This is a genomic window from Nocardia sp. CA-136227, assembly GCF_050955695.1.
In the GTDB taxonomy this organism is placed as follows: Bacteria; Actinomycetota; Actinomycetes; order Mycobacteriales; family Mycobacteriaceae; genus Nocardia.
Map to the genome: position 1 here is coordinate 5670053 of NZ_CP192081.1, position 21470 is coordinate 5691522.

Consider the following 21470-nt stretch of genomic DNA (forward strand, 5'->3'; position numbering starts at 1 on the left):
AACGGTTGAATCACGAACCCGTAAGTCAGTGTTCGAGTTTGCGCAGGATCTCGTGGAGAGTGCGCAGGTCGGCCGGGGTGAGGCCGGCCAATTCCGCGGGCGCGGGGTCGGGTGTGGCGAGCGCGTCGGCCACCACCCGCTCGCCGGCGTCGGTGAGCGAGATCAGCTTGCTGCGCCGGTTGGTCGGATCGATCTCGCGGGTCACCAGTCCGCGCTCCTCGAGGTCGTTGACCACGACCGTGGTGGCGGGCGCGTCCATGGCGGCCGCGCGGGCCAGGTCCTTGGCGCTGAGCGGTCCGGGCCGCAGCCGCCGCAGCACCCGGATCCGGCTGAAGGGCATGCCGGTTCGCTCGGTCACCGCGCGCTTCCAGCCGTCGCGGGTGTCCATCACCAGGTGAGTGAGCTGCCGCCAGACCTGGTCGGTGGTGGGCGTGTCATCCGGCATGAACGGGGACCTTCTGTTCCAGCAGGGGCGCGATCCGATCTCGCGAACGGTACGCCCAGTCGGTATTGGCGGCGACGCCGAGCGCGGTGACGGCCACGGCGAATCCGCTGATGGTCCACCACAATCCCGCGCCGGTGAGCGCACCACACAGTGCCACACCGAGACTCACGCCGACCTGGCGGCTGGTGGAGGCCACCGCCGCGGCCGCCCCGGCCCGATCGAGCGGCATCCCGCTGACCGCGGTGGTGGTGATGGGCGCGTTGACCATGCCGAATCCGATGCCGAACAGGGTGAATGTGACGACCAGCTGCCAGATCGGGGTGTCGGCGCGCAGCAGGGTGAGCAGGACCGCGGCCACGCCCATCAGGGATCCGGAGGCCAGCAGTGACGGCCGGGTGCCGTAGCGGCCCACCAGTCGTCCCGACAGCGGCGAGAAGAACAGCATGCCCAGCGCCATCGGCAGGTACAGCAGGCCGGTGTGCACGGCCGAGAAGTGCCGCGTCCCTTGCAGATACATCGACATGCTGAACAGGAACGCGCCCAGCGCGGCGAACGAGCAGACCGCGATCACGGTGGCCGAGGAGAACGGGAAGCTGCGGAAGAAGCGCAGGTCGATGAACGGCGACCGGTGCCGCGACTCATGCCACAGGAATCCGGCCAGGGCCGCCGCCGCGATCACGAACACCGCGGGCTTGCCCTCGATCAGCCCGAACACCAGGGTGAACAGCACGGCGATCGCGAGCACCTGCCCGATCGGATCCATGCCGCGCGGATTGGCCGACTTCGACTCGGGCACGAAGATCGTGGTGAGCGCGAACGCCACCGCCACGATCGGCAGATTGATCCAGAACACCGACTGCCAGCCCAGGCTGTCGATGAGCACGCCGCCGACCATGGGCCCGAGCGCGGTCGAGATGCCGACCACCGCGCCCCACACCCCGACCGCCCGCGCCCGCTCCACCCGCCCCGTGAAGGTGGTCGTAATGATCGACATGGCAACGGGATTCAGCATGGACCCGCCGACGGCCTGCACGAACCGCGCGCCGATGAGGACCTCGATGCTGGGCGCCAGGCTGCACAGCAGCGATCCGGCCGCGAAGGTGAGCAGCCCGATCCGGAACACCCGCTTGCGCCCGAACCGGTCCGCGGCCGCGCCGGAGAGCATGAGCAGGCTGGCCAGCGTCAGCGTGTAGACGTCGACGATCCACTGCAACCGCGACAGCGGCGCGCCGAGATCGTCGCGAATGGTGGGGATGGCGACATTCACGATCGTGGCGTCCATGGACGAAATCAGCAGGCTCAGGCAGCAGGTGACCAGGATGATCTTCTTACGCCGCGCGTCGAGCTCCTCAACAGTTGTAAGCACACAACCATTGTGAAATCACAATCGTTCCGGACGCAAGGTCTCGCGCAGTGGCCCCGGTCACACCGGCATGGCCAACCGTCGTTGCGACGGACTGTTCCGGTGGGTGGTGCCTCAGTGTTCGCCTTCCGTAGTGATGTCGAAGGCGTTGAGGAAGTTGCAGACCAGCTGGTAGAAGCCAACGGTGAGCACGAAGTCGGCCAGTTCGGTGACGGTGAACAACTCGAGCGCCTCGGCCCGGGTGGCTACGTCGAGTGTGTGCTCCTGCAGAAGCTTGTCGGTCCAGCGCAGCACGGCGGATTCCTCCGCGCTGAGGGCATCGCCGTCGCCGGTGGCCGCCGCCGCGATCGCGTCCTCGCTGAGTCCGACTGCGCGAGCGAACCTTTCGTGGTGGTGCAGTTCGTAGGCGGCTTCGTACGCGTGGCCCACGCGAAGGATCGCCAACTCCCGCAGCTGGAAGGGCACCGAGTTGGTTTGCAGCATCGCATCGGCCATGTTCAGAAAGCTCACCGCCATGCCGTGGGAGTGACCGATCATGCGGTAGATGTTGGCCGAGTGGGTGGTCAGCGCTTCTTGTACTGCGGTGGGCAGGGTGGCGGAGTCTGGGTAGTCGATGGTGGTCATGGGAGCCTCTTCTTGGTCGGGGCCGGTCTGTGGTCAGGCGAGCTTGTCGACGTCGCCGCGGATGGGTTCGCTGCCGTCCCAGGTGGCGGCGACTTCCCGGATGTAGCGGAAGAACTGGCCTTTGGGGCCGCTGATGTCGGAGATCTCGATGATGTGGCCGAAGGTCTTCTCGGTGTCGAAGTAGGCGAAGCGGCCCTGCTCACCGCCGATCGCCCCTTCGTGGCCCACCTCGTAACCCAGCGACAGCGCCTTGTCGTAAAGACCCTGGTAGTCCTCGGTCCAATAGGCGATGTGCTGCAGTCCCTCACGACCGGATTCGAGGAACTCCCGATACAGCGAGGGCGCGTCGTTGCGGGGCTGGATCAGCTCGATCTGAACATCGCCGGAATTGGCAAGGGCGACACTCATTTTCATCGGTGATTCGCTGCCGCGGTGGGTGAAGTAGTCGGTCTGTACGTCGTGGACATAGAACCAGGGGCCGACGCCGTGGGCGAGCCACCGCCGCATCTCGGCGTTGATGTCGTGTACGACGTAACCCATCTGGGTGATGTTTCCGAAGATCCTGCTCATAGCATTGCTGCTTTCTCTCTGTGGTCGATACGGTTCCGCGGGTGCGCGGAGCCGTAGCATTTGCTGACGTGCGTTCGGCAGACCGAAGGGTCAGGCCCGTCCGAGGGCGCGGTCGAGCAGGTGCGGGTCGTGGGCGTTGACCAGCAGCAGGTCCGGATCGGCGGCGCTCCACAGCTTGCTGAGGCGTTCGTGGTTGGCCTTGACCTGTTTCCAGTCGTAGGCGATGACCCGTTCCATCGCGGTGAGTGCGCGTGGCGCGGAATGCGATCCGTCGAGCTGACCATGGTGGTAGAACGAGTCGCCGACGTGCAGTACCCACCGGTCGCCGGCGTCGACGGCCACGGCGGCGTGTCCGCGGCTGTGGCCGGGCAGGTTGATCAAGACGATGCCAGGGCCGATGTCGGCGAGTTCCTCCGCGCCGGCGAATCCACGCCAGGCTTCGCCTGTGGCCGGGGTGTGTTCGACGAGCTTCGGCTCATGAGCGCGTTGGGCCGGAAGGTAGCGCTCGCGTTCCATCATGGTGTTGGGATGTTGCGCCGCAAAGGCTTCCGCGCCGGTGAGGTGGACCTGGGCCCACGGGAAGTCGGACAGTCCACCGGCGTGATCGGCGTCGAAGTGGGTGAGCACGATGTGGCGCACGTCCTCGGGTTGGAAACCGAGAGCGCGGATCTGGGAGATCGCCGCTTCGGCCGGGTCGAAGACGGGCCGGACATAGAACCGCCCCGGACCGAACCGCTCGGCGGGGAACTGGACGTCATTCAGTCCCAGGCCCGAATCGATGAGGGCGAGCCCGTGCGGTGTCTCCACCAGCAGGACGTGGCAGACCAGCCCGGCGGATGTGGCGCGCGGGTGCATGGTGCCGCAGTTGAGGTGGTGAACTTTCATCCGCCCAACGCCGCCTTCATCTCTTCCATGGCAGCCGGGTCGCCGCTGAGCAGGCCCGGGTCGATGACCTGGATCGGGTTGGTTCCATCCCAGTTCGCCGTGGCAAGTTTGATGAGGTCGAACACGAACTTCTTGGTGCCGCCCAGATCGGAGATCTCGATGACGGTTCCGGGGTGGTGTTCGGTTTCCAGGTAGGCGAATCGTCCTGTCGGGCCGCCGATTTCGCCTTCCTGTCCGACGGTGAACCCGGCAGCTTTCGCCCGGTCGTAGAGATCCTGGTAGTTCTCGTTCCAGTAGGCGATGTGCTGCACGCCCTCGTGGCCGGCTTCGAGGAAGTCCTTGTACATCGACGGTTCGCCGTTGACGGGCTGGATCAGCTCGATCTGGATGTCACCGCTGTTGGCGACCGCGACGTCCATGACCATCCCCGACGGTTCGCCGCGGTAGGTGAAGTTCCCCGGCTGCAGGCCCTCGAGGTAGAACCAGGGACCGATACCGCTGTCGATGAATCCGCGCATCGAGGACTCGATATCGCGTACGACGTAACCGATCTGACGAATGGTGCCGAACATGTTGGCACGTGGCTCGGGTGCGGGCGCAGGGCCGGTGTGGGCGGCAGCGAAGGACATCACGATCTTGCCGGTCGCGGTGTTCTCCCGCAGTCGCCCGGCCGCATGGTCGGCCTCTTCGGGCACGAAAACGCTGTCCAGGCGCGGGGCGATCCTGCCCTCCGCGACAGCGGTCAGCACGTGCGGGGAAAGGGCGGCGACCACCTCGGCCAGCTCGGCGCGGGTGCGGATGCTGAAGGTGGTGCCCAGCAGCCGCTGACGGCGGAAGGCGATGGTGTCGAGGTTGAGGTTGGTCGCCGCACCGGCCAGGCGCCCGATACTGACGATCGTGCCGCCCACGGCGGTGGCCGACGGCAGCTGCGCGAACAACTCGCCGCCGACATGGTCGAGGGTGATGTCGACGCCGCGGCCGTTCGTCGCCTCGGCAACGGCCTCGCTCAGATCCTCGATGGCGGTGTTGACCGTGACGTCGGCGCCGGCGGCGATCAGCGCGGCGCGCTTGTCCTCGCTGGTGGTGGTGGCGACGACCGTACTCGCGCCCAGGGCCTTGGCGAGCTGGATGCCGACCAGCCCGATCGAACTGGTGCCGCCGACGATCAGCACGCTGTTGCCGGCGGTGAAGCCCGCTTGGGTGACCAACGCGTCGTGTTCGGTGATCAACCCGACCGGCAGCGTCGCAGCCTGCTCGAAGCTCAGGCCATCCGGAATGGGCACGAGCAGACGCGGATCACACAGGGCGTAGTCGGCGAACGCCCCCACGGTGATACCCATGACCCGCGTCCCGGCACTCAGGTGCGCGGCCAGTGGACTCGAAGTCTCCACGACCCCTGCGACTTCCATACCGGCGGTGAACTCACCGCCCTGCTGGGAATTGGCGGTATAGCTGCCTTCGAGCGCGTACAGGTCCGCGCGGTTGAGACCGGCGGCCATGACCTGGATGCGGACTGCGCCGAGCCGGCTCGGCGCGTCGATTTCACGCAACTGCCAGTTCGGTGCGGCTCCGCCGATGGGTGCACGCATGTGCGGGTTTCCTTTCACAGCATGGGAATTCGGATCAGCGGGGTCGGCGACGAGTCGGCGCCTGCGCCCCGGATCAGTGGTGGGTGATGGCGCCATGGGTGAACGTCGGAGAGGTTCCGGGATTGGTCCACGCCGCGGTCAGTTCGCTCGACGGGAAGAACTGCAGGAAGCGGGAGTCCTTCTCGCTGCGGTCGGCGAGCGTCTTCTCCAACACGATCGAGTTGTATTGATCGACGGTGGTCTCGATGGTGTTGGCGTTGAGCACGATCTCCTGGCCCCACTCCTTCGCCCAGCGGGCCAGCCCCGGCATCCGCGAATGCTCCGGTGTCAGGCATTCGGCGGCGATCACGTTCTCACTGCTCACCCACACCCCGGTGGAGGTGTTGAGCACCAAGCTCTGGTTACCGAAGACATGACCGGGCGTCTTGACCACGGCGACGCCGGGTCCGAGTACAACCGATCCGTCGATGGGCAGGAACGCCTCCGGCGGGACGTCGCGGTACGTGCCGGGCTGATACCAGGGCCGCTGCATCGGGTGAAGGTCGGCCATGGCGGCCAGTTCGTCTCGTTGCACGATGACCTTCGCGCGCGGGAACAGGGGTTGGGGTTGCTCGCCCAGATCGGGCTGGTGTGCGGTGGTGCCGATCCACCGCCGCAGGTCCTGGGTATGGAGGTGGTCGAACATCAGATAGTCGACCTCGCCCGGGTCGATCCCCAGCCGGGACAGATGAGCGAGAACGGTTCCGCGCTCGGTGACCATCCGATTCGAGACGACGTCGGGGGTGCGGTCGGCGAGCTTGTCGAAATACGGTGTGTAGCGGCCGAGTTCGACGTCGCTGGGCTCGAACAAGAGCACACGCGGTGTTCCGTCGCTGTCGCTCCAGCGGATGACCACCATCCGGTTGGTGATCGACAGGAACGGCGCGATCGCCCGCGAAGCGCGGAACAAGCCGAACCGTGTCGGATAGGGCAGCGTCACCAGATCGCAGGTGCTGACGCTGTCGGGGGTTCCGGTCTGAATGAACTCCCTCCGGAACGCCGCGGCCTGCGCCCGGACCGCGGTGAGCCTGGCACCCGGTCCACCATCGATCGTCGAGAGATCGGTCAGGCTGTCGACCCGCGAGCCGATACTCGCAAGGTCCAGTACGTCACCTTGTCGCCACGGCATTTGCATGGGATTTCACCTCGTGTCATTTTTCCACAGCGTGGGATTAATGCCAGATTAAATCCACGCTGTGGAAAAATGCAAGGGTGGGTTCCATGAAGGCCGTACCCGGCCCAACAGCAAGCCAGCCGACATCGAGTGCACCCCGCCGCGGGCGGCCACCGAAAACGAAAACGGCGCAGCTCTCGCGGGAGGCGATCCGGGAGGCGGCGCTGTCGGTGATCGACGCCGACAGCGTCGAGGCCGTGACCATGCGATCGGTCGGCGGCGTGCTACAGGTGGACCCCAAGAGCCTCTACTACTACGTCGACGGCAAGGACGACCTCCTCGACGCCGTCGCCGAATACCTGCTCGAGCAGTTGCGCCCGCCGGAGGCGACCGACTCCGTGGCCCACGATCTACGTGCGTGGGCCCACGAGTTCCGCCGCATCACCCTCGCCCACCCCAAGGCCGCGACATTGGTTCTGACCCGCCAGCTTTCCTCGACGGCGGGTCTGGCTCCCGTCGAAGCCGCTCTTGCGGTGCTGCGGCGCACCGGGTGCGGTCCTGAGGAAGCGGTCCACTTGATGCGGACACTGCTGGCGACATTGATCGGAACTCTGCTTCGCGAGGTGTCGGCCGGCCCGACGTTCGGGACGGCCGACCCGACCGGTATCGCCGAGCGGCAGAAGACGCTGGAATCAGCCGGACTTCCGCAGATTGGCCTGGCCGCGCCCTACCTGGCCCGATTCGATCGAGACCGCGAGTTCGACTACACCATCGACCTGGTCATCCAGCTCATCACCTCCCGGTTCGACAGTGACCGCACCCGACACGCTGGGGGTTAGAACAGCCGCAGTTCCGCCGTGATCTCGAGCGATGCTGGGATCGGCGACAAACAAGCCCCGACTTCGCACCACGTGAAGGACACTCGACACCCATGACGGGAAACGTGAAGCGACGGTTGGTCATCGCCACGCTGCTCACCGCCGGACTGGTCGCCGCGACGCCGGCCGCCGCGCAGCCCGCACCCACCGCGGCCACCGAGTACCCGTGGCGTCAGCTCATGGTCGACACCGGGCGCGAGTATTTCCCGATCGACTGGCTCGAGGCGCGGGTGCGGGAGCTGTCGGCGCTGGGAATGAACACTCTGCACCTGCACCTGTCCGACAACCAGGGCTTCCGGCTGCGCAGCGACACCCATCCGGAGGTGAACTCGGCGCAGACCTATTCCAAGGACGAGATCCGCGCGCTGGTGTCCTACGCCGAGGGTTACGGCATCACAGTGGTGCCGGAGATCGACATGCCCAGCCACATGGGGCAGATCCTCGCCCACCACCCGGAACTCCAGCTGGTCCCCGCGCACACCACACCGGCCGAGGCCCAGCAGGATTCGCTGCTCGGCGGACCGGAGACCAAGATCGACCTGTCGAATCCGGCGTCGTATCAACTCATGGGCGACCTACTGCGCGAGTTCCTCCCGCTGTTCCCCGGCCCGTACTGGCATCTCGGCGCGGACGAGTACGTCAGCGACTTCGATCGCTATCCCCAGTTGAGTCCGTACGCGGTGCGCGACTACATCGCCTGGGCCTCAACCATTCTGGCCGAGACGGGCAAGACGCCGATCGTCTGGAACGACGGCCTCAACTGGCCCGGCGCCCTCGGCCTGGACCAGTCGATCATCATCGACTACTGGTCCGCCGGCACCGCGCCCTGGATCCGCACCGGCCGCGGCCCCGCCGAACTCGCCGCCAATGGAAACCGCTTGGTCAATGCCGGTTTCACCCCCACCTACTTCGTCACCGGTGGGCCCGCCGCGGGCCTGAACACCCCGCCCGCCCTGCTGAAACTGTGGAATCCCAGCATCTTCGTGGACCTCAGCACACTGCCCGCCGCAACCCGATCTCAACTGATCGGCTCCGGCATCTTCGTCTGGTGCGACGACCCCACGGCCATGACCCCGGACGAGATCACCGCTCCCCTGTCGGAACGCCTGGCGATCATCGCCGGAAAGCTGCGCGGGCAGTAACACCGACTCTGCTTGTCAGTGTTTGGGCGACACCTCGGGCAGCAGGGCCGACCACGCCGCGAGCACGTCCTCGGTCTGCTGATCCGGGGTGCCGTAGGTGTGGGCGGCGACGGTGAAACCGGGGCCGAAGGAGACCGACGACACCTCCGGGTCGCCGACATCGGCCCAGCCCCATTTGGTTCCGTACACCTGCGGTAGTCGAGCGGTGCCCCAGTCCTGGCGGGTGCCGTCGGCAGCGCGGTCGGCGGGCTGTTCCATCCACGCCAGGATGGGGCTGTCGGGGTCGGCGCGGATCTTCGCGGCGAGGAAGTCGGCCACGTCGGCGGTGCTGGTGGTCGAGAATTCCCAGTCGCCCTGGCTGTGGGTGGAGCGGAGGTGGTACTCGGCGGCCTCGGCGGCGATGGCGTAGGGGTATTTGGCTTCGATCCGGTCGGCGGCGCCGTCGTCGGATTTGCGGATCATGCGTTCGCTCAGGTCGCGGTCCTCGGCGGAGCCGTCGCCGTGTTTGAGGGCGTAGTCGGCGAGGTAGAGCTTGGCGAGGGACAGGGCCGCGCGTTCCTCGTGCTGGTTGGCGGTGCCCCAGCCCGCGCCGGGGACCAGGGTGCGCACCGAGAGCGAGGTGCGGGGCGGGACGCGGGACGGGTCGAAGGCGCCGGGGTCGAGCGCGGGTTGCGCGCTCGCGGCTCCGCCGGCGCAGACGCCCAGTGCCAGTCCGACTCCGGTCGCCACGGTCTCGACCACACCTGCCCGCCTGCCCATCGCCCACCTCCGCGTCGCGTTGTACCCGGTGTCACCTTGCTCCGCGGAGCTGGGCGGATGCTCACGACACGCCGATGACGGTCAGACCGTGAGCAGGGTGCGGCCCAGCGCGGCGCGCGATCCGATGGCGGTGTGCGCCGCCGCTGCCTGGTCGAGCGGGAAGGTCTGGCCGATCACGACTTCCAGGCGTCCGGCGGCGACTTCGGCGTGCGCGCGCTGGTGCAGCGCGAGCCAGTCGGTGTCGGGGGTGGTGAGCTCGAACAGCGTCACGACGGTGACCTGCTGGGCCGCAGCGGCTTCCGCGTCCACCGCGGCGAAGCCACCGGCGGCATTGCCGTAGGCGATGAGCAGACCGCCCGGCGCGACGGCGGCCAGTGCGTCGCGACCGATCTCGCCGCCCGCGCCGTCGAGGACCACCGCGACGCCGCCGGTGCGTTCGCGCACCCGCTCGGCCCAGCCGGGCTCGGAGTAGTCGATCACCTCGTGCGCGCCGAGTCGTTGCGCCAGCGCGAGTTTCGCCTCACCACGGGCGGCGGCGATCACCCGGGCTCCGGCGGTGCGCGCCAATTGGACCAGCAGCGTGCCCAATCCGCCCGCGGCAGCGGTGACCAGCACCCACTGCCCCGGTTCGATGGCGGCCCGGTCCGCGATGGCGAGCACGGTGCGGCCGTCGTGGACCAGGGCGGCGGCCTGCTCGAAACTCAACTCGGCGGGGATGGCCGCGAGAGTGTCGGCCTTGGCCAGGGCCAGTTCGGCGTAGCCGCCGATGGGCAGGCCGCCGCCGACGCCGCTGGCCGCGGTGGGGGTGGCCACCCGCTTGCCCACCCACGCGGCGTCGACATCGGGGCCGACGGATTCGACGGTGCCGGTGACCGCGCCGCCGGGGACGAACGGCGGTTCGGCCGGGAAGTACTCACGCGCTACGCCGCTGCGCAGCATCGTGTCCAGGAACATGACGTCGGCGGCGGCGACCCGCACCACCACTTCGCCGGGTCCGGCGACGGGGTCGGGAACCTCGCCGACCTTCAGCACCTCGGGCCCGCCGAACTCTTCGACCTGCACTGCACGCATCTCGTTGCCTCCCTCTCGCTTCCGACGACCGCTTCGACCGGCCGTCGCTGCACCCAGCATCGAACCTCGATATATGTTGAGGTCAAGGCCGGGCGGCGAACGTTCACTCCGGGCGAACACGGGAGTTCTGTTCTCGAGACGAGCCGCGAGCCCTGACCTGCGCCGCAACTGCTCGGCGAACTGCTGCGCCGGGAAAATGAACCCGGAGACACGCCGCGGAACAAAACACACTCGCAGCATGTCCGGGCCAGGCTGTTCGGGTGAGCGCTATCGCGTCGATGAGGATCGCCGGGTCGGTGAGCGAGACAGCGGCGAGCGGTATCGCCGCGGCGGGAAATCTCGTACCGCTGCTGGCCGCCGTGTGCGCGCTCGTGGCGGCGATCGCCCGGCTACCGCGCTGGCGTTCCGCCGAATCCCGGGCGTTCACCATCGCTTTGGCGTTGCTCGCACTGTGGGCACTGCTGCGCGCGCCCGCCGTCAACAGCTCGGCCGACGAATTGGCGCTGCCGAGCGGGCATTTCGAGGGCTTCCCCGGACTGGTCGCGGATCTGGCGCTGGTCGGCGCGGGCGCGCTGATCGGGGTGACGGTGGCCGACCTGTGGGGGCGGGCGCTGTTGAAGCGCGCGTTCTACGTCGGGCTCGGCGCGCTCGCGGCGGCGCTGCTGTTCACCTACGACCCGCTGCACCCGTCGTACATGACCATCGAGACGCACAAGTGGATCCTGGCCCTGTCGGGCGTCGTGGTGAACGCGGCGGTGGTGGCCGCGGTGGCGCGCAGCCAGCGCGTCGCACCCGAGGCGTTCCGGCTGCCGTTGTGGCTGTTCATGTTCGGCGGGCTGAGCGGTGCGGCGCTGGCGCTGCTGCGGGTGATCACCCTGGTGCGCCCGGCCGGGCCGCAGGTGCATTCGTGGTCGCCGATGGTCAGTATTCCCATCTTCGGATTCGCCCTGGGGTCGCTCCTCGCCGGCGCCCGGCTGCGCCGACAGGAATTCGACGACCTCGACGTCTGACCTGCGCCGTCGACCCGCTGTCCCAGCGGATGGGACGGATGTTTGCCCGTGGGTACGCGCTCGGGTAGCGCCGCTGACCGGGGGCGCTTATGCTGCGTCCGGCAGAACCGAATCCGCTTGGCGGTCCGGGCATTTGGCACGGTATTTCGCGAGGCGGGCGCGGTCGGGGGCATCGGGGCGTCCGCCCTGGTGGACGTAGTTCGGAAGTGCGGAGCGTGTCGGAATCAGTCAATCCGCCGAACGGGGAACAGCACACCGTTCGGAGTCAGCGCCCGCCGTATGTCACGACGGCCGTCTCACTGGTAGCCACCGTGGTCGTGGTCGCGGTCACAGTCCTGCTGTCCCCCAATGAATTCCGGATACCGCTGGCCATCGGGGCGAGTGTGGCGGCGTTGTTGCTGACCGGCGCGCTCACCGCGGCCGCCTACTACCGGGACCGGGTGCACGCGGTGCGCCGCGAGGCCCTGGCCTACACCGCGCAGGCCGATGCCCATGTGGCCGCGACCATGTCGGCCGCCCAGGCGCGCATCACCGAGTCCGAGGCCCGGGCGCACGACATCCGTGAACACGCCGCCGAACAGGCCCGCGCCGCCAAGGACAACGAGCACCGCCGGGCCGCGGCCATGGCCGCCTTCGCCGGGGCCGCGGGCCGCATGCAGGCCATGAGCACCTCCATGCTGGCCGAGCTGCGCGAGATGGAACACCGCCACGCCGACCCCAAGGTGCTGGCCGACCTGCTCGAACTCGACCACCGCACCGCCCAGGCCGGACGGCTCGCCGACAGCATCGCGGTGCTCAGCGGCGCCCGGTCCGGCCGTCGCTGGGCGAAACCCATTGCCATGGAGTCGATCCTGCGCGGGGCCATGGGCCGCGTCGCCGGATACCAGCGGGTGCGGCTGCGCGCGGTCACCGAGATCGCCGTCGCGGGCCACGCCGCCGAGGGCGTCATGCACGCGCTGGCCGAGCTGCTCGACAACGCCTGCAACTTCTCCCCGCCCACCACCGAGGTGCACGTCTACGCCGCCGAGGTTCCGGCGGGTGTGGTGATCACCATCGAGGACAGCGGCCTCGTCATGAGCGAATCCGCCCTCCGCAGAGCCGAATCCGCGGTGGCGGGCCCGCGCGCCGACACCGACCTCTCCTCCCTCTCCGGCACCCGGCTGGGTCTGGCCGTGGTCGGGCACCTGGCCCGCAAGCACGACCTGACCGTCAGCTATCGGCCCTCCGCCATCGGCGGCACCGCCGTGGTGGTGGTCATCCCCCGCGAGCTGACCACCCGCCTGGAACGCCAGTCCGGCACCCTGTCCCGCCTCACCCCGGTGGCGGCCGCCGGCACCGCCGAACCCCAGATCGCCCGCGCCCCAGCGCGATCGGAGGACTCGGTCGCCGAACCCGCGTGGGCGGGCTCGGCCACCGCACCGGGACGCGGCCCCGAGCTCGCGACTCCTGACACTGCCGCCGACCGAGCGCGTGGAGCCGAATTCGCCGGATCGGCCCGCACCGGGTCCGTCGCCCCGGCGAGCGGAGAACGACCCGAGCCCAGCTCGGCAGCACCCGATTCCTCCCCGGTGAACTACCCCGATCCCACCAACTCGGCACGCACCGGTCCGGCGCAGTTCCCCGCGAGCGGCAGCGGCCAGGGTCATCAGCAGGACGAATCCGGCTCGCACGCAGCGACTTCCAGTGTCCTGCCGAAGCGGCAGCGCGGCAGTACCCTGGCCGCCGTCCACCCGGAGGGCCTGGCCGTTCCGGCGGCCCCGCCCCCGCCGCGCCCCCCGGCCGCTCCGTCGTCGATGGCCGCCTTCCAGCGCGCCGTCTCCGGCCGGGAGGCCCCCGCCGACGCGGGATCCTCGCCGCTCACCAACCTCGATCCGCCCTCGGGCGGCCGCATCCCCACCGTCTCGACCCGGCCGGATCCGCTCGGCCTCGACGGTTCGAGCGACGCCTCCCCGCTGCCGAGGTCACTGATGGACGCGGTCCGGCGCGGAATCGATCTGCGCGACAACGCCACCGCGGCGTCGCATTCCGCCGGCCGGGCCGCACAGCTCCCGGACGGCGAGAGCGGTCGCGAGCCCGGCCCCGGCGCTTATCCTGCCCCTGCGAACCCCTGGGAGACCGATCGATGACACCGTCCGCCACACATCTGGGCTGGCTGTTGGAGCAGTTGCTGGTGCGCACGCCGCGGGCGCGGCACGCGCTGCTGCTGTCGGGGGACGGTTTGAAGATCTGTCATACGCCGGGGCTCGGGATGGACAGCGCCGATCAGCTGGCGGCGATCGCGGCCGGGATCCAGAGCCTGTCGCACGGGGCCTCGGTGGAGTTCGGGGACGGGCGCGGCGGCGTGCGGCAGTCGATGACCGAGTTCTACGGGGGCATCCTGTTCATCGTGGAAGCCGGGGTGGGCGCGCACATCGCGGTGGTCGCCGCGGAGGACGCCGACGCCGGACTGGTCGGCCACAATATGCGCGAGCTGGTCGAGCAGCTCGGCGAGCATCTCGCCGCAGCCCCGCGAGTACCGGGGGCGAGCGTGCCGTGACCAGGCCAGACGAGGATCCGGATCGGCTGTACACGCTGACCGGCGGTCGCAGCCAACCGGATTCGGACGCCTTCGACCTGGTCACCCTGGTGGTCAGCGAGAGCGCTCCGGTGCGTGGCATGCAGTCCGAGCACGCCGCCATCCTCGATATGTGCCGCGCGCCGACCGCGGTGGTGGAGATCGCGGCCGAGCTGCGCCTGCCGGTGGGCATCACCGTCATCCTCCTGTCGGACCTGCTGCACGCGGGCAAGATCACGGTGCGTCATCCGGATCACGCGTCGCGGCAATGGAATTGGCTGCCCACTACCGACACGCTGGAAAAGGTGCTCGTTGGACTCCGCAAACTCTGACCTCCGCCCCACCCGGGCCGAGGCTCCGCTGCCCGCCGACGCCCGTCAGGGCCTGAAGATCGTCATCGTCGGCGGCTTCGGCGTCGGCAAGACCACCATGGTGCGCTCGATCAGCGAGATCCGCCCGCTCGACACCGAGGCCACCATGACCCAGGTCGGCCAGGACGTCGACGACCCGGCCGGGATACCCGGAAAGTCCACCACCACGGTGGCTTTCGACTTCGGCCGCATCACCATCGACAACGAGCACGTGCTCTACCTGTTCGGCGCGCCCGGCCAGGAACGCTTCTGGTTCCTGTGGGACCGGCTGTTCACGGGCGCGCTGGGCGCGATCGTGCTGGTGGATCAGCGCCGGATCGCCGACTCCTGGTATGCCATCGACCGGCTCGAACATCAGGGCACGCCGTTCATCGTGGCCTGCAACAGCTTCGGGCCCGGACCGACCATGGCGGAGGTGCGGGAGGCGCTGGATCTGGGCCCGCACATCCCGCTGGTCGAATGCGATGCCCGCCTGCGCGATTCGTGCAAGAACGTCCTGATCACCCTGGTCGAGTACCTCTACCACCCGGAGACCGTCTCATGACCTCGCCCGCGCAGGGCAGCTGCCCGGTGCCCCACGCCGCCATGGCGGTTCCGCTCAGCGGCCCCCGCTTCCACACCGACCGCAACTCCCTCTACCGCGAGATCCGCCGCGACCACGGCCCGGTCGCCGCCGTCGAACTGATCGGCGGGATCCCGGCCTGGCTGGTGCTCGGCTACCGGGAGATGCACCAGGTCACCAGCTCGCCCGAACTGTTCCCGCGCGACGTGAGCCTGTGGAACCAGTGGCCCAACATTCCCCCGGACTGGCCGCTGCTGCCCATGGTCGGCACACCCATGCCCTCGATCTACTTCACCGCGGGCGCCGAGCACCGCCGCCACCTGGCCATGGTGGAACCGGCGCTGGAATCGGTGGACAACTTCGAATTGCGCAGGGTCGCCGAGGGTTTGGCCGACCAGCTGATCGACGCCTTCTGCGGGCGCGGCACCGCCGACCTGGTCGCCGACTTCGCCGAACCGCTGCCGGTGCTGGTGCTCGCCGGACTGCTGGGCATCCCCGAGGTCGAGGGCCCCGGGCTGGCGCGCGCCATGAAGGTGATGGCCGACGGCGGCGCCGACGCCCAGACCGCGTACCTGCAGTTCATGCAGTACATGCAGCACCTGCTGGCCATGAAGAAGGCCGCGCCCGGCGACGACCTGGTCTCGCGCATGCTCGCGCAGCCGGGGCAGTTCACCGACGAGGAATACGTCAACGACCTGATGGCCGTGACCGCCGCCGGGCATCTGCCCACCGCGGACTGGCTGATCAACTCGGTGCGGCTGATGCTCACCGACGACCGGTTCGCGGCCGCGCTCGGCGGTGGCCGGCGCAGCGTGGACCAGGCCATGAACGAGGTGCTGTGGGAGGACTCCCCCAACTCGATCCTGGCCGGCCGCTGGGCCGCCCGCGACACCCGGCTGGCCGACACCCAGATTCGCGCCGGTGACCTGGTGCTGCTGGGGCTGGCCGCCGCGAACACCGATCCGCATGTGCGCCAATCGGTCGGCGACGGCATCAACAGCGGCAACAACGCCCACTTCGCGTTCAGTCACGGCGAGTACCGGTGCCCGTTCCCGGCGCAGCAGATCGCGGAGACGGTGGCGCGCACCGGCATCGAGGTGCTGCTGGACCGGCTGCCCGACATCGATCTGGCGGTGCCCGCGGCGAGCCTGGTGCGCCGGCCCTCCCCGTTCCTGTGCGGAATGACTTCTCTGCCCGTTGTTTTCACACCTGTTCGTGCTCTCGGAGGTTTCCAGTGAGTTCCCCCTGCCCGCATGCCATCGCCATCGATCCGATGGTCGGCGATCTCGCCGGTGAGACCACCCGTCTGCGCTCCGCCGGGCCGATCACCCGCATCGACCTGCTGGGCGCGCCCGCCTGGACCATCACCGATCACACCGTGGCGCGGCAGCTGCTCACCGACGCCCGGCTGGTCAAGGACATCAACGCCTGGAAGCTGTTCAGCGAGGGCGTGATCACCCGGCAGTGGCCGCTGATCGGCATGATCGACGCCGGGCGGTCCATGTTCACCGTGGACGGCCCCGAGCACCGCCGCCTGCGCATCAAGACCACCCAGGCGCTGACCCCGCGCCGCCTGGAAGAGCTGCGCCCCACCGTCGAACGGCTCACCAAGGAACTGCTCGACGACCTGGACGCGGCGGGCGGCGAGGGCGCGGTGGTCGACCTCAAGCAGGTCTTCGCCTACCCGCTGCCCATGCGCGTGATCTCCGAGCTGATGGGCGTGCCGCGCGAGGACCATCCCATGCTGCTGGACTGGTACAAGAAGTTCTTCTCCATGATGACCCCGCAGGACGAGCGGCTGCGGGTCATCGACGACATGGACGTCTACTTCACCGCGATGGTCCGCCGCAAGACCGCCACCCCCACCGACGATCTCACCAGCGCGCTCATCCTGGCCGACGAGGGCGGCGAGCCGCTCACCGAGGAGGAGGTGGTCGGCAACCTCAAGGCGCTGGTCGCCGCCGGGCACGAGACCACCGTCAGCCTGATCCTGAACACGGTGCGCGCCTTGCTGGCCCGGCCCGAGCAGCTGGCCCGGGTGCGGTCGGAGGAAGTGGAGTGGAAGCAGGTCATCGAGGAGTCGCTGCGCTTCGACGGCCCGGTCACCCACCTGCTGATGCGGTTCGCCACCGAGGACATCACGGTCGGCGACACCGTGATCGAGAAGGGTGAGGGCGTGGTCATGTCGTACCGCGCGATCGGACGCGACACCGGCGTATTCGGTGACGACGCCGACGAATTCGACATCACGCGGCCGACCGCGCACCGCAATATCTCCTTCGGCTACGGCCCGCACATCTGCCCCGGCGCGGCACTGGCGCGGCTCGAGGCGGCCATCGCGCTGCCCGCGCTGTTCGACCGGTTCCCGGCGCTGCGGCTGGCCGGCGCGGATTCGGACATCGTGAACCTTCCGGTCATGACGCAGAACGACATCGCGGCGCTGCCGCTGCACCTGGTCTGACCGCTCGCGCACGCGCCGGGACCCTGTTTCCGGCGCGGGCGGTTGTGTCCGCCACGGGCGAATTGGGGTGTTTCGGCTCGCTCATCACCGGCCTTCGCCCTGCTACCGTCGACGCAGCGGAACCCAACGACAAGGAGAATGTCATGGGCGGCATCATCATGATGATCATCATCGGCCTGATCGCGGGCGCGATCGCCCGGCTGATCGTCCCCGGCAAGGAGGACTTCGGCATCATCTGGACCGCGGTGCTCGGCATCGTCGGCGGCTACGTCGGCGGCACGCTCGGCAGCCTGCTGTTCTCGCCGCACGAGTTCAGCGTGCATCCGCCGGTCAAGCACGCCTTCCTGGGCGCGATCGTCGGCGCGATCGTGGTGCTGGCGATCTACAAGTGGATCCGCGCACGCGTCTGAGCGCATATCGAAGACCACCGCTCGGGGCGGGGCCGCTGGAACGCGGTCCCGCCCCTTGTGGTTTCGGCGGCGTTGCACGCGATGAGGGGTCCGTACAAGGCCGCCGCCGCCACGACGCCGTCCCCACGGCGCCCCCGGGTCGCAGGTGGTCTACGCCCCAAGCTTTCTACGTACCTACTTAGTAGATACGTAGAAGTTAGCAGAAGGTTGCGGCTGGATCAACGGGCGGATTTCGTCGATCGGCGGGCGGAGATCAGTCGCAGCCGGTCTCGCGGTAGGCGGCCGGGGTGGTGCCCATCTCGACCCGGAACGCGCGATAGAACTGCCGCTCATTGGTGAAGCCGGAACTGTGCGCGATCGCGGCCACCGGGAGATCCCTTCGCGCGGTGAGCAATCCGCACGCGTACTCGACCCGCATCCGGCGCAGCAGCGTCGCCGGGCCCTCTTCGAACTCCTCGAGCACGCGATACAGGGTCCGCCGCGACACCCCGCAGCCCGCCGCGATCGCCTCCACGGTGAGATTCGCGTCGAGGCAATGCTTCCGGAGGAAATCCAGCACCTGACGGCGGGTGAGGGTCTCCGACGCCTCGCCCGGCATCGAGCGGCCGGAGATCAGGGCGATCGCGGAGGACAGCAGATCCACCGTCGAACCGGCCAGCACCGCGGCCTGCGCGGGGTCGGTGTTCTGCAGTTCGGTCAGCTCGCGCAGGAAGGTCGTGACCACACCGGCGGGACTGTGCTCCATCACCGTGGTCGCGGTCGGGATCTCGGAGGGGGCGATGCCGGAGCGCTGCCGCAGCCGGCTCAGCGGCACCTGCACCGCGGACATCTCCCACGCGCCCTCGAACTCCCAGTGGTACGGGCGGGTGCTGTCGTAGAACACCATCTCGCCCGGACCCACCTCCGCGATCCGGCCGTCCTGATGCAGCCAACCGCGGCCCGCGATCTGAATGCTGGTGTGCAGGAACTCGTCATCGGTGCGGGCGATCAGGGTGCGGGTGCGATGCACCCGCTGTTTGCTCGCGCCCAGCGTCGACAACTCGACCTCGTTGTAGCGGCCGTGCACGATCCAGCCCTCGAAGCGCTCCTGCTCGCCGGGCGACACCGCCAGCGGCACATACGCTTCGCTCAGCCCCGCCTCCCACTGCTCGAACAACTGCCCCGCCTTGACCCCCTCGCCGCCGCGGACGTCGACCCGCCGAACCCCCTGCAAAACACCCACTCCGATCGATCCACCACCGCGGTTCCCGCCATTTTCTCATGGGCCCCGATTCGAGCCCCGAAGCGCGCCAGGCCCTTCGACGCCGTCCGGCTCGCCGCGGGCGGCGCCGATCACGCCGCGGTGTTCTCCTCCGTCACCGCGTGCCCGGTCGCGGCACGGGCCAGGGTCGCCCAGTTCTCGGCCTGTTCGGCGGCCAGCTCGGCGATCAGCGCGGCGTGACAGGGCGAGAGCTCGCAGGCGAGATCGGCCCAGGCGGCGGGATCGGCGGGGAGGGCGGCCAGCAGGGCCAGCAACTGCCTGCCGGATTCGGTGCGTTGCAACGCGGGATCCGGGCACAGGGTGCGCAAGGCGGGGGCCTGCTGGGCGCGGTCACCGGCGGCCGAGTCCGAACGGCGTTGCATCGGACGGGGATCGGTGAGGTGGACGCGCTCGGGGCGGCGATGGACCTCGTCCGGCGCGGCCGCCGGGGTCGGGCACGGGCGCGGTTCGCAGGTCGGGAGCAACGCTGTTCTGCGCCGGATGGCCGCGATCGCGCGCTCGGACAGACCGAGTGTCATGGCCAGCCGGCGATCCGACCAGTCCGGGTAGTACATCAGCGCCTGTTCGGCGGCGGCCTTGCGATCGGCGGCGGACAGCGGCAGGCCGTGCGCGGTGTTCAGCCGGATGGCCAGCAGCAGGGCTTGCCCGTCGTCGCCGTCGAAGTAGACCGCGTCGATCCACTGCGACCCGCTGCACTGCGCGGCCCGCACGCGATGAGCGCCGTCGATGACAGTCATGCTCGGCCGGTGCACCACGATCGGCGGCAGCGCCGCGGCGACCTCCGACAGCGCGGCGACATGCCGCGCGTTCTCCCCGGATTGCCGCAGCGTCGCGCCGATGTGCACGCGGTCCAGGGGGATTCGGACGATCTCGGCGGGATTCGGCTCGAGCCCGCGGACATTCACGCCCCGATAGGTGCGCAACCCCATCGATCGCACCATACGAGCCGCCAACCACTGCCGGATGCCGGTGAGAAGACGCAGCCACCACGCATTGTTCGGTCCGAGCACTGTTGCCGCCTCCCTACGCCGAGCAGCCACGACCGCCGGAGCCGCAGAAGCGTTTCCGGGCAGGGCCTGTCAACGACGCGCCAGGCGGTCTCACGGGGAGAACCGGCAAGATTCCCGCTCGCACGGGTGCGTACTGGCGGCAGTGTAGCGATTCGGACATTCCGTGATCAATTGAGCAAATCCCCCGCCCACCTGCGTATTTCCCCCTTGATCACGCTGACCTGCCGCAAACCCGCGACGCGCGGTCAACCGCTGTTATATACCCAACAAACATTACTGGTGGTTTGTTTGCTGGCCGGCTAATCCACCAGGTCCGGGTCCCGCACCGTCACCAACGCGGCCGTCGTGTACTGATCCAGCGCCATCAGCACCGCCCGTGCCCGCACCACTTTCCACCCACCATCCAGCTTCCGCAACCGCAACACCCCCGATGTCCGCGACTGCGCCAGATCCCGGCTCATGGCCTTCGCGATCCCCAGATCCTCCGGATGAATCCCCGGCTCCGGCTCCCCCGCCAACGACTGCCACGCGATCCCCGGCATCGCCGGCCCCATCCACCGCAACAACCGCAGATTCCGCAAATCCACGATCGCCCGATAATCCCCCTCCGCCGCAGCCGCATCCAGCACCCGATGCTCCAGAATGACGGGTGGCGGCGCCGAACTCACCTCGGTCGCGTCCCCGATGTCATGCGTAACGCCCCGCATGAAGATCTCCGGCCCCTCGGCGGACGTGCGCTCCTCGAGGATCCGGCAGGAGAAGTGCGCCGCCCGCAACGCACCGTCATCCCGCCGCACGGTCCACACCGCCTGATGCTCGGTCCCGGGAGCCGACCGCACAATCTTCGCCAGCGCATCGGATTCGTCACTATTGGTGATGACGCGGGCGAACACCCCCGCGATGGCATGCTCCCGAGCCCGGTTCTCCGGCGCGACCCCGTACAGCTCGAGCAGATCATCCGACCGCGTGGATTTCGACGTCGAGAGGTTGAAGTACCACGCCCCCACGCGATCTCGCGGCGGCAACTCCTCCTCGACCGGGCCCGACCACAACAGCACCGCGTGCACTCGTTCCGGTGTGATGTGCAGCGGCACCGTCACCGTGCGCCGCCGCCCGTCCTCGCTCACGAGATCCACCGACCCGAGGCGGGCCAAGGTCGCCGCCACCGCGCCACGAATGGCCGAGAGGGTCTCTCGCTGCCGGAACATCTGGGTGAGCGGGACGAATTTCCTCGGCGCACTTCCGAGTCCGACCACCGTTGGCTCGCCGCCGCCGAAGGTCTCGATCAACAGCCACCGTGTACCGCTCACCACATACTCCCCTCTCGTCCCCTGACCATGAGTACACGAGTC

Annotated in this window: 22 protein-coding genes; 10 read left to right on the forward strand and 12 right to left on the reverse strand. The window is 68.8% G+C overall.

All coding sequences use genetic code 11. The annotated features are described in order from the left end of the window. Nucleotides 1–25: 25 nt before the first annotated feature. From ACQP06_RS26240 to ACQP06_RS26270, 7 genes are all read right to left on the reverse strand, one after another. Nucleotides 26–445: a MarR family winged helix-turn-helix transcriptional regulator gene (locus ACQP06_RS26240; protein ID WP_379276687.1), complete on the reverse strand. Its 420-nt coding sequence runs from the start codon at nt 443–445 to the stop codon at nt 26–28. Further along, nucleotides 435–1811, reverse strand: a complete 1377-nt coding sequence (locus tag ACQP06_RS26245; RefSeq protein ID WP_433667084.1) for an MFS transporter — start codon at nt 1809–1811, stop codon at nt 435–437. Before ACQP06_RS26245 ends, ACQP06_RS26240 begins: the two co-directional genes overlap by 11 nt. Before the next feature lie 111 nt (nt 1812–1922). Further along, the gene (locus tag ACQP06_RS26250) at nt 1923–2432 is read right to left on the reverse strand and encodes a carboxymuconolactone decarboxylase family protein (RefSeq protein WP_433667085.1); all 510 of its coding nucleotides are present in this window, start codon (nt 2430–2432) and stop codon (nt 1923–1925) included. Between the two features lie 33 nt (nt 2433–2465). Further along, nucleotides 2466–3002 carry a VOC family protein gene (locus ACQP06_RS26255; protein ID WP_433667086.1) on the reverse strand — a complete coding sequence of 179 codons (537 nt, stop codon included), beginning with the start codon at nt 3000–3002 and terminating at the stop codon, nt 2466–2468. A gap of 90 nt (nt 3003–3092) precedes the next feature. Next, nucleotides 3093–3887 (reverse strand): MBL fold metallo-hydrolase, encoded by a 795-nt coding sequence (locus tag ACQP06_RS26260; RefSeq protein ID WP_433667087.1) that lies wholly within the window; start codon nt 3885–3887, stop codon nt 3093–3095. Continuing rightward, nucleotides 3884–5476: a zinc-binding dehydrogenase gene (locus tag ACQP06_RS26265; protein WP_433667088.1), complete on the reverse strand. Its 1593-nt coding sequence runs from the start codon at nt 5474–5476 to the stop codon at nt 3884–3886. The genes ACQP06_RS26260 and ACQP06_RS26265 overlap by 4 nt, the downstream gene beginning before the upstream one ends. Nucleotides 5477–5549: 73 nt before the next feature. Then, on the reverse strand, nt 5550–6644 hold the full coding sequence (locus ACQP06_RS26270) for a hypothetical protein (protein ID WP_433667089.1): 1095 nt from the start codon (nt 6642–6644) through the stop codon (nt 5550–5552). Between the two features lie 92 nt (nt 6645–6736). Between ACQP06_RS26270 and ACQP06_RS26275 the strand changes: the two genes are divergently transcribed. Both ACQP06_RS26275 and ACQP06_RS26280 read left to right on the forward strand, forming a co-directional pair. Beyond that, on the forward strand, nt 6737–7468 hold the full coding sequence (locus ACQP06_RS26275) for a TetR/AcrR family transcriptional regulator (protein WP_433667090.1): 732 nt from the start codon (nt 6737–6739) through the stop codon (nt 7466–7468). A gap of 92 nt (nt 7469–7560) precedes the next feature. Beyond that, nucleotides 7561–8649, forward strand: a complete 1089-nt coding sequence (locus tag ACQP06_RS26280; protein ID WP_433667091.1) for a family 20 glycosylhydrolase — start codon at nt 7561–7563, stop codon at nt 8647–8649. Nucleotides 8650–8664: 15 nt separating this feature from the next. On the opposite strand, the gene ACQP06_RS26285 is transcribed toward ACQP06_RS26280, so the two are convergent. Beyond that, complete coding sequence (locus ACQP06_RS26285) at nt 8665–9408, reverse strand: hypothetical protein (protein WP_433667092.1); 744 nt, start codon at nt 9406–9408, stop codon at nt 8665–8667. An 81-nt stretch (nt 9409–9489) separates the two neighbouring features. Continuing rightward, entirely contained in the window at nt 9490–10479 is a 990-nt protein-coding gene (locus ACQP06_RS26290; RefSeq protein ID WP_433667093.1) for a zinc-binding dehydrogenase, read from the reverse strand. A 296-nt stretch (nt 10480–10775) separates the two neighbouring features. Here ACQP06_RS26290 and ACQP06_RS26295 point away from each other — a divergent pair, with 296 nt between their 5' ends. The 8 genes from ACQP06_RS26295 (at nt 10776) to ACQP06_RS26330 (ending at nt 17847) form a co-directional block, all read left to right on the forward strand. Next, nucleotides 10776–11489 carry a hypothetical protein gene (locus ACQP06_RS26295; protein ID WP_433667094.1) on the forward strand — a complete coding sequence of 238 codons (714 nt, stop codon included), beginning with the start codon at nt 10776–10778 and terminating at the stop codon, nt 11487–11489. Nucleotides 11490–11704: 215 nt separating this feature from the next. Then, a complete protein-coding gene (locus ACQP06_RS26300) occupies nt 11705–13615 on the forward strand; it encodes an ATP-binding protein (RefSeq protein ID WP_433667095.1) in 1911 nt (636 codons plus the stop codon). Further along, nucleotides 13612–14025, forward strand: coding sequence for a roadblock/LC7 domain-containing protein (locus tag ACQP06_RS26305; protein WP_433667096.1), 414 nt, complete (start codon nt 13612–13614; stop codon nt 14023–14025). Before ACQP06_RS26300 ends, ACQP06_RS26305 begins: the two co-directional genes overlap by 4 nt. After that, nucleotides 14022–14375, forward strand: coding sequence for a DUF742 domain-containing protein (locus tag ACQP06_RS26310; protein ID WP_357086153.1), 354 nt, complete (start codon nt 14022–14024; stop codon nt 14373–14375). Before ACQP06_RS26305 ends, ACQP06_RS26310 begins: the two co-directional genes overlap by 4 nt. After that, nucleotides 14356–14958 carry a GTP-binding protein gene (locus ACQP06_RS26315; RefSeq protein WP_433667097.1) on the forward strand — a complete coding sequence of 201 codons (603 nt, stop codon included), beginning with the start codon at nt 14356–14358 and terminating at the stop codon, nt 14956–14958. The genes ACQP06_RS26310 and ACQP06_RS26315 overlap by 20 nt, the downstream gene beginning before the upstream one ends. Next, nucleotides 14955–16214, forward strand: coding sequence for a cytochrome P450 (locus ACQP06_RS26320; protein ID WP_433667098.1), 1260 nt, complete (start codon nt 14955–14957; stop codon nt 16212–16214). The genes ACQP06_RS26315 and ACQP06_RS26320 overlap by 4 nt, the downstream gene beginning before the upstream one ends. Further along, a complete protein-coding gene (locus ACQP06_RS26325) occupies nt 16211–17437 on the forward strand; it encodes a cytochrome P450 family protein (RefSeq protein ID WP_433667099.1) in 1227 nt (408 codons plus the stop codon). The genes ACQP06_RS26320 and ACQP06_RS26325 overlap by 4 nt, the downstream gene beginning before the upstream one ends. A 143-nt stretch (nt 17438–17580) precedes the next feature. Continuing rightward, nucleotides 17581–17847 (forward strand): GlsB/YeaQ/YmgE family stress response membrane protein, encoded by a 267-nt coding sequence (locus ACQP06_RS26330; protein ID WP_433667100.1) that lies wholly within the window; start codon nt 17581–17583, stop codon nt 17845–17847. A gap of 253 nt (nt 17848–18100) precedes the next feature. Here ACQP06_RS26330 and ACQP06_RS26335 read toward each other — a convergent pair whose 3' ends face one another. The 3 genes from ACQP06_RS26335 to ACQP06_RS26345 form a co-directional block, all read right to left on the reverse strand. Continuing rightward, a complete protein-coding gene (locus tag ACQP06_RS26335; RefSeq protein WP_433667101.1) occupies nt 18101–19069 on the reverse strand; it encodes a helix-turn-helix domain-containing protein in 969 nt (322 codons plus the stop codon). 110 nt (nt 19070–19179) lie between these two features. Further along, on the reverse strand, nt 19180–20037 hold the full coding sequence (locus tag ACQP06_RS26340) for a ParB N-terminal domain-containing protein (protein WP_433667102.1): 858 nt from the start codon (nt 20035–20037) through the stop codon (nt 19180–19182). Between the two features lie 380 nt (nt 20038–20417). Then, complete coding sequence (locus ACQP06_RS26345) at nt 20418–21428, reverse strand: GAF domain-containing protein (protein ID WP_433667103.1); 1011 nt, start codon at nt 21426–21428, stop codon at nt 20418–20420. Nucleotides 21429–21470: the final 42 nt, after the last annotated feature.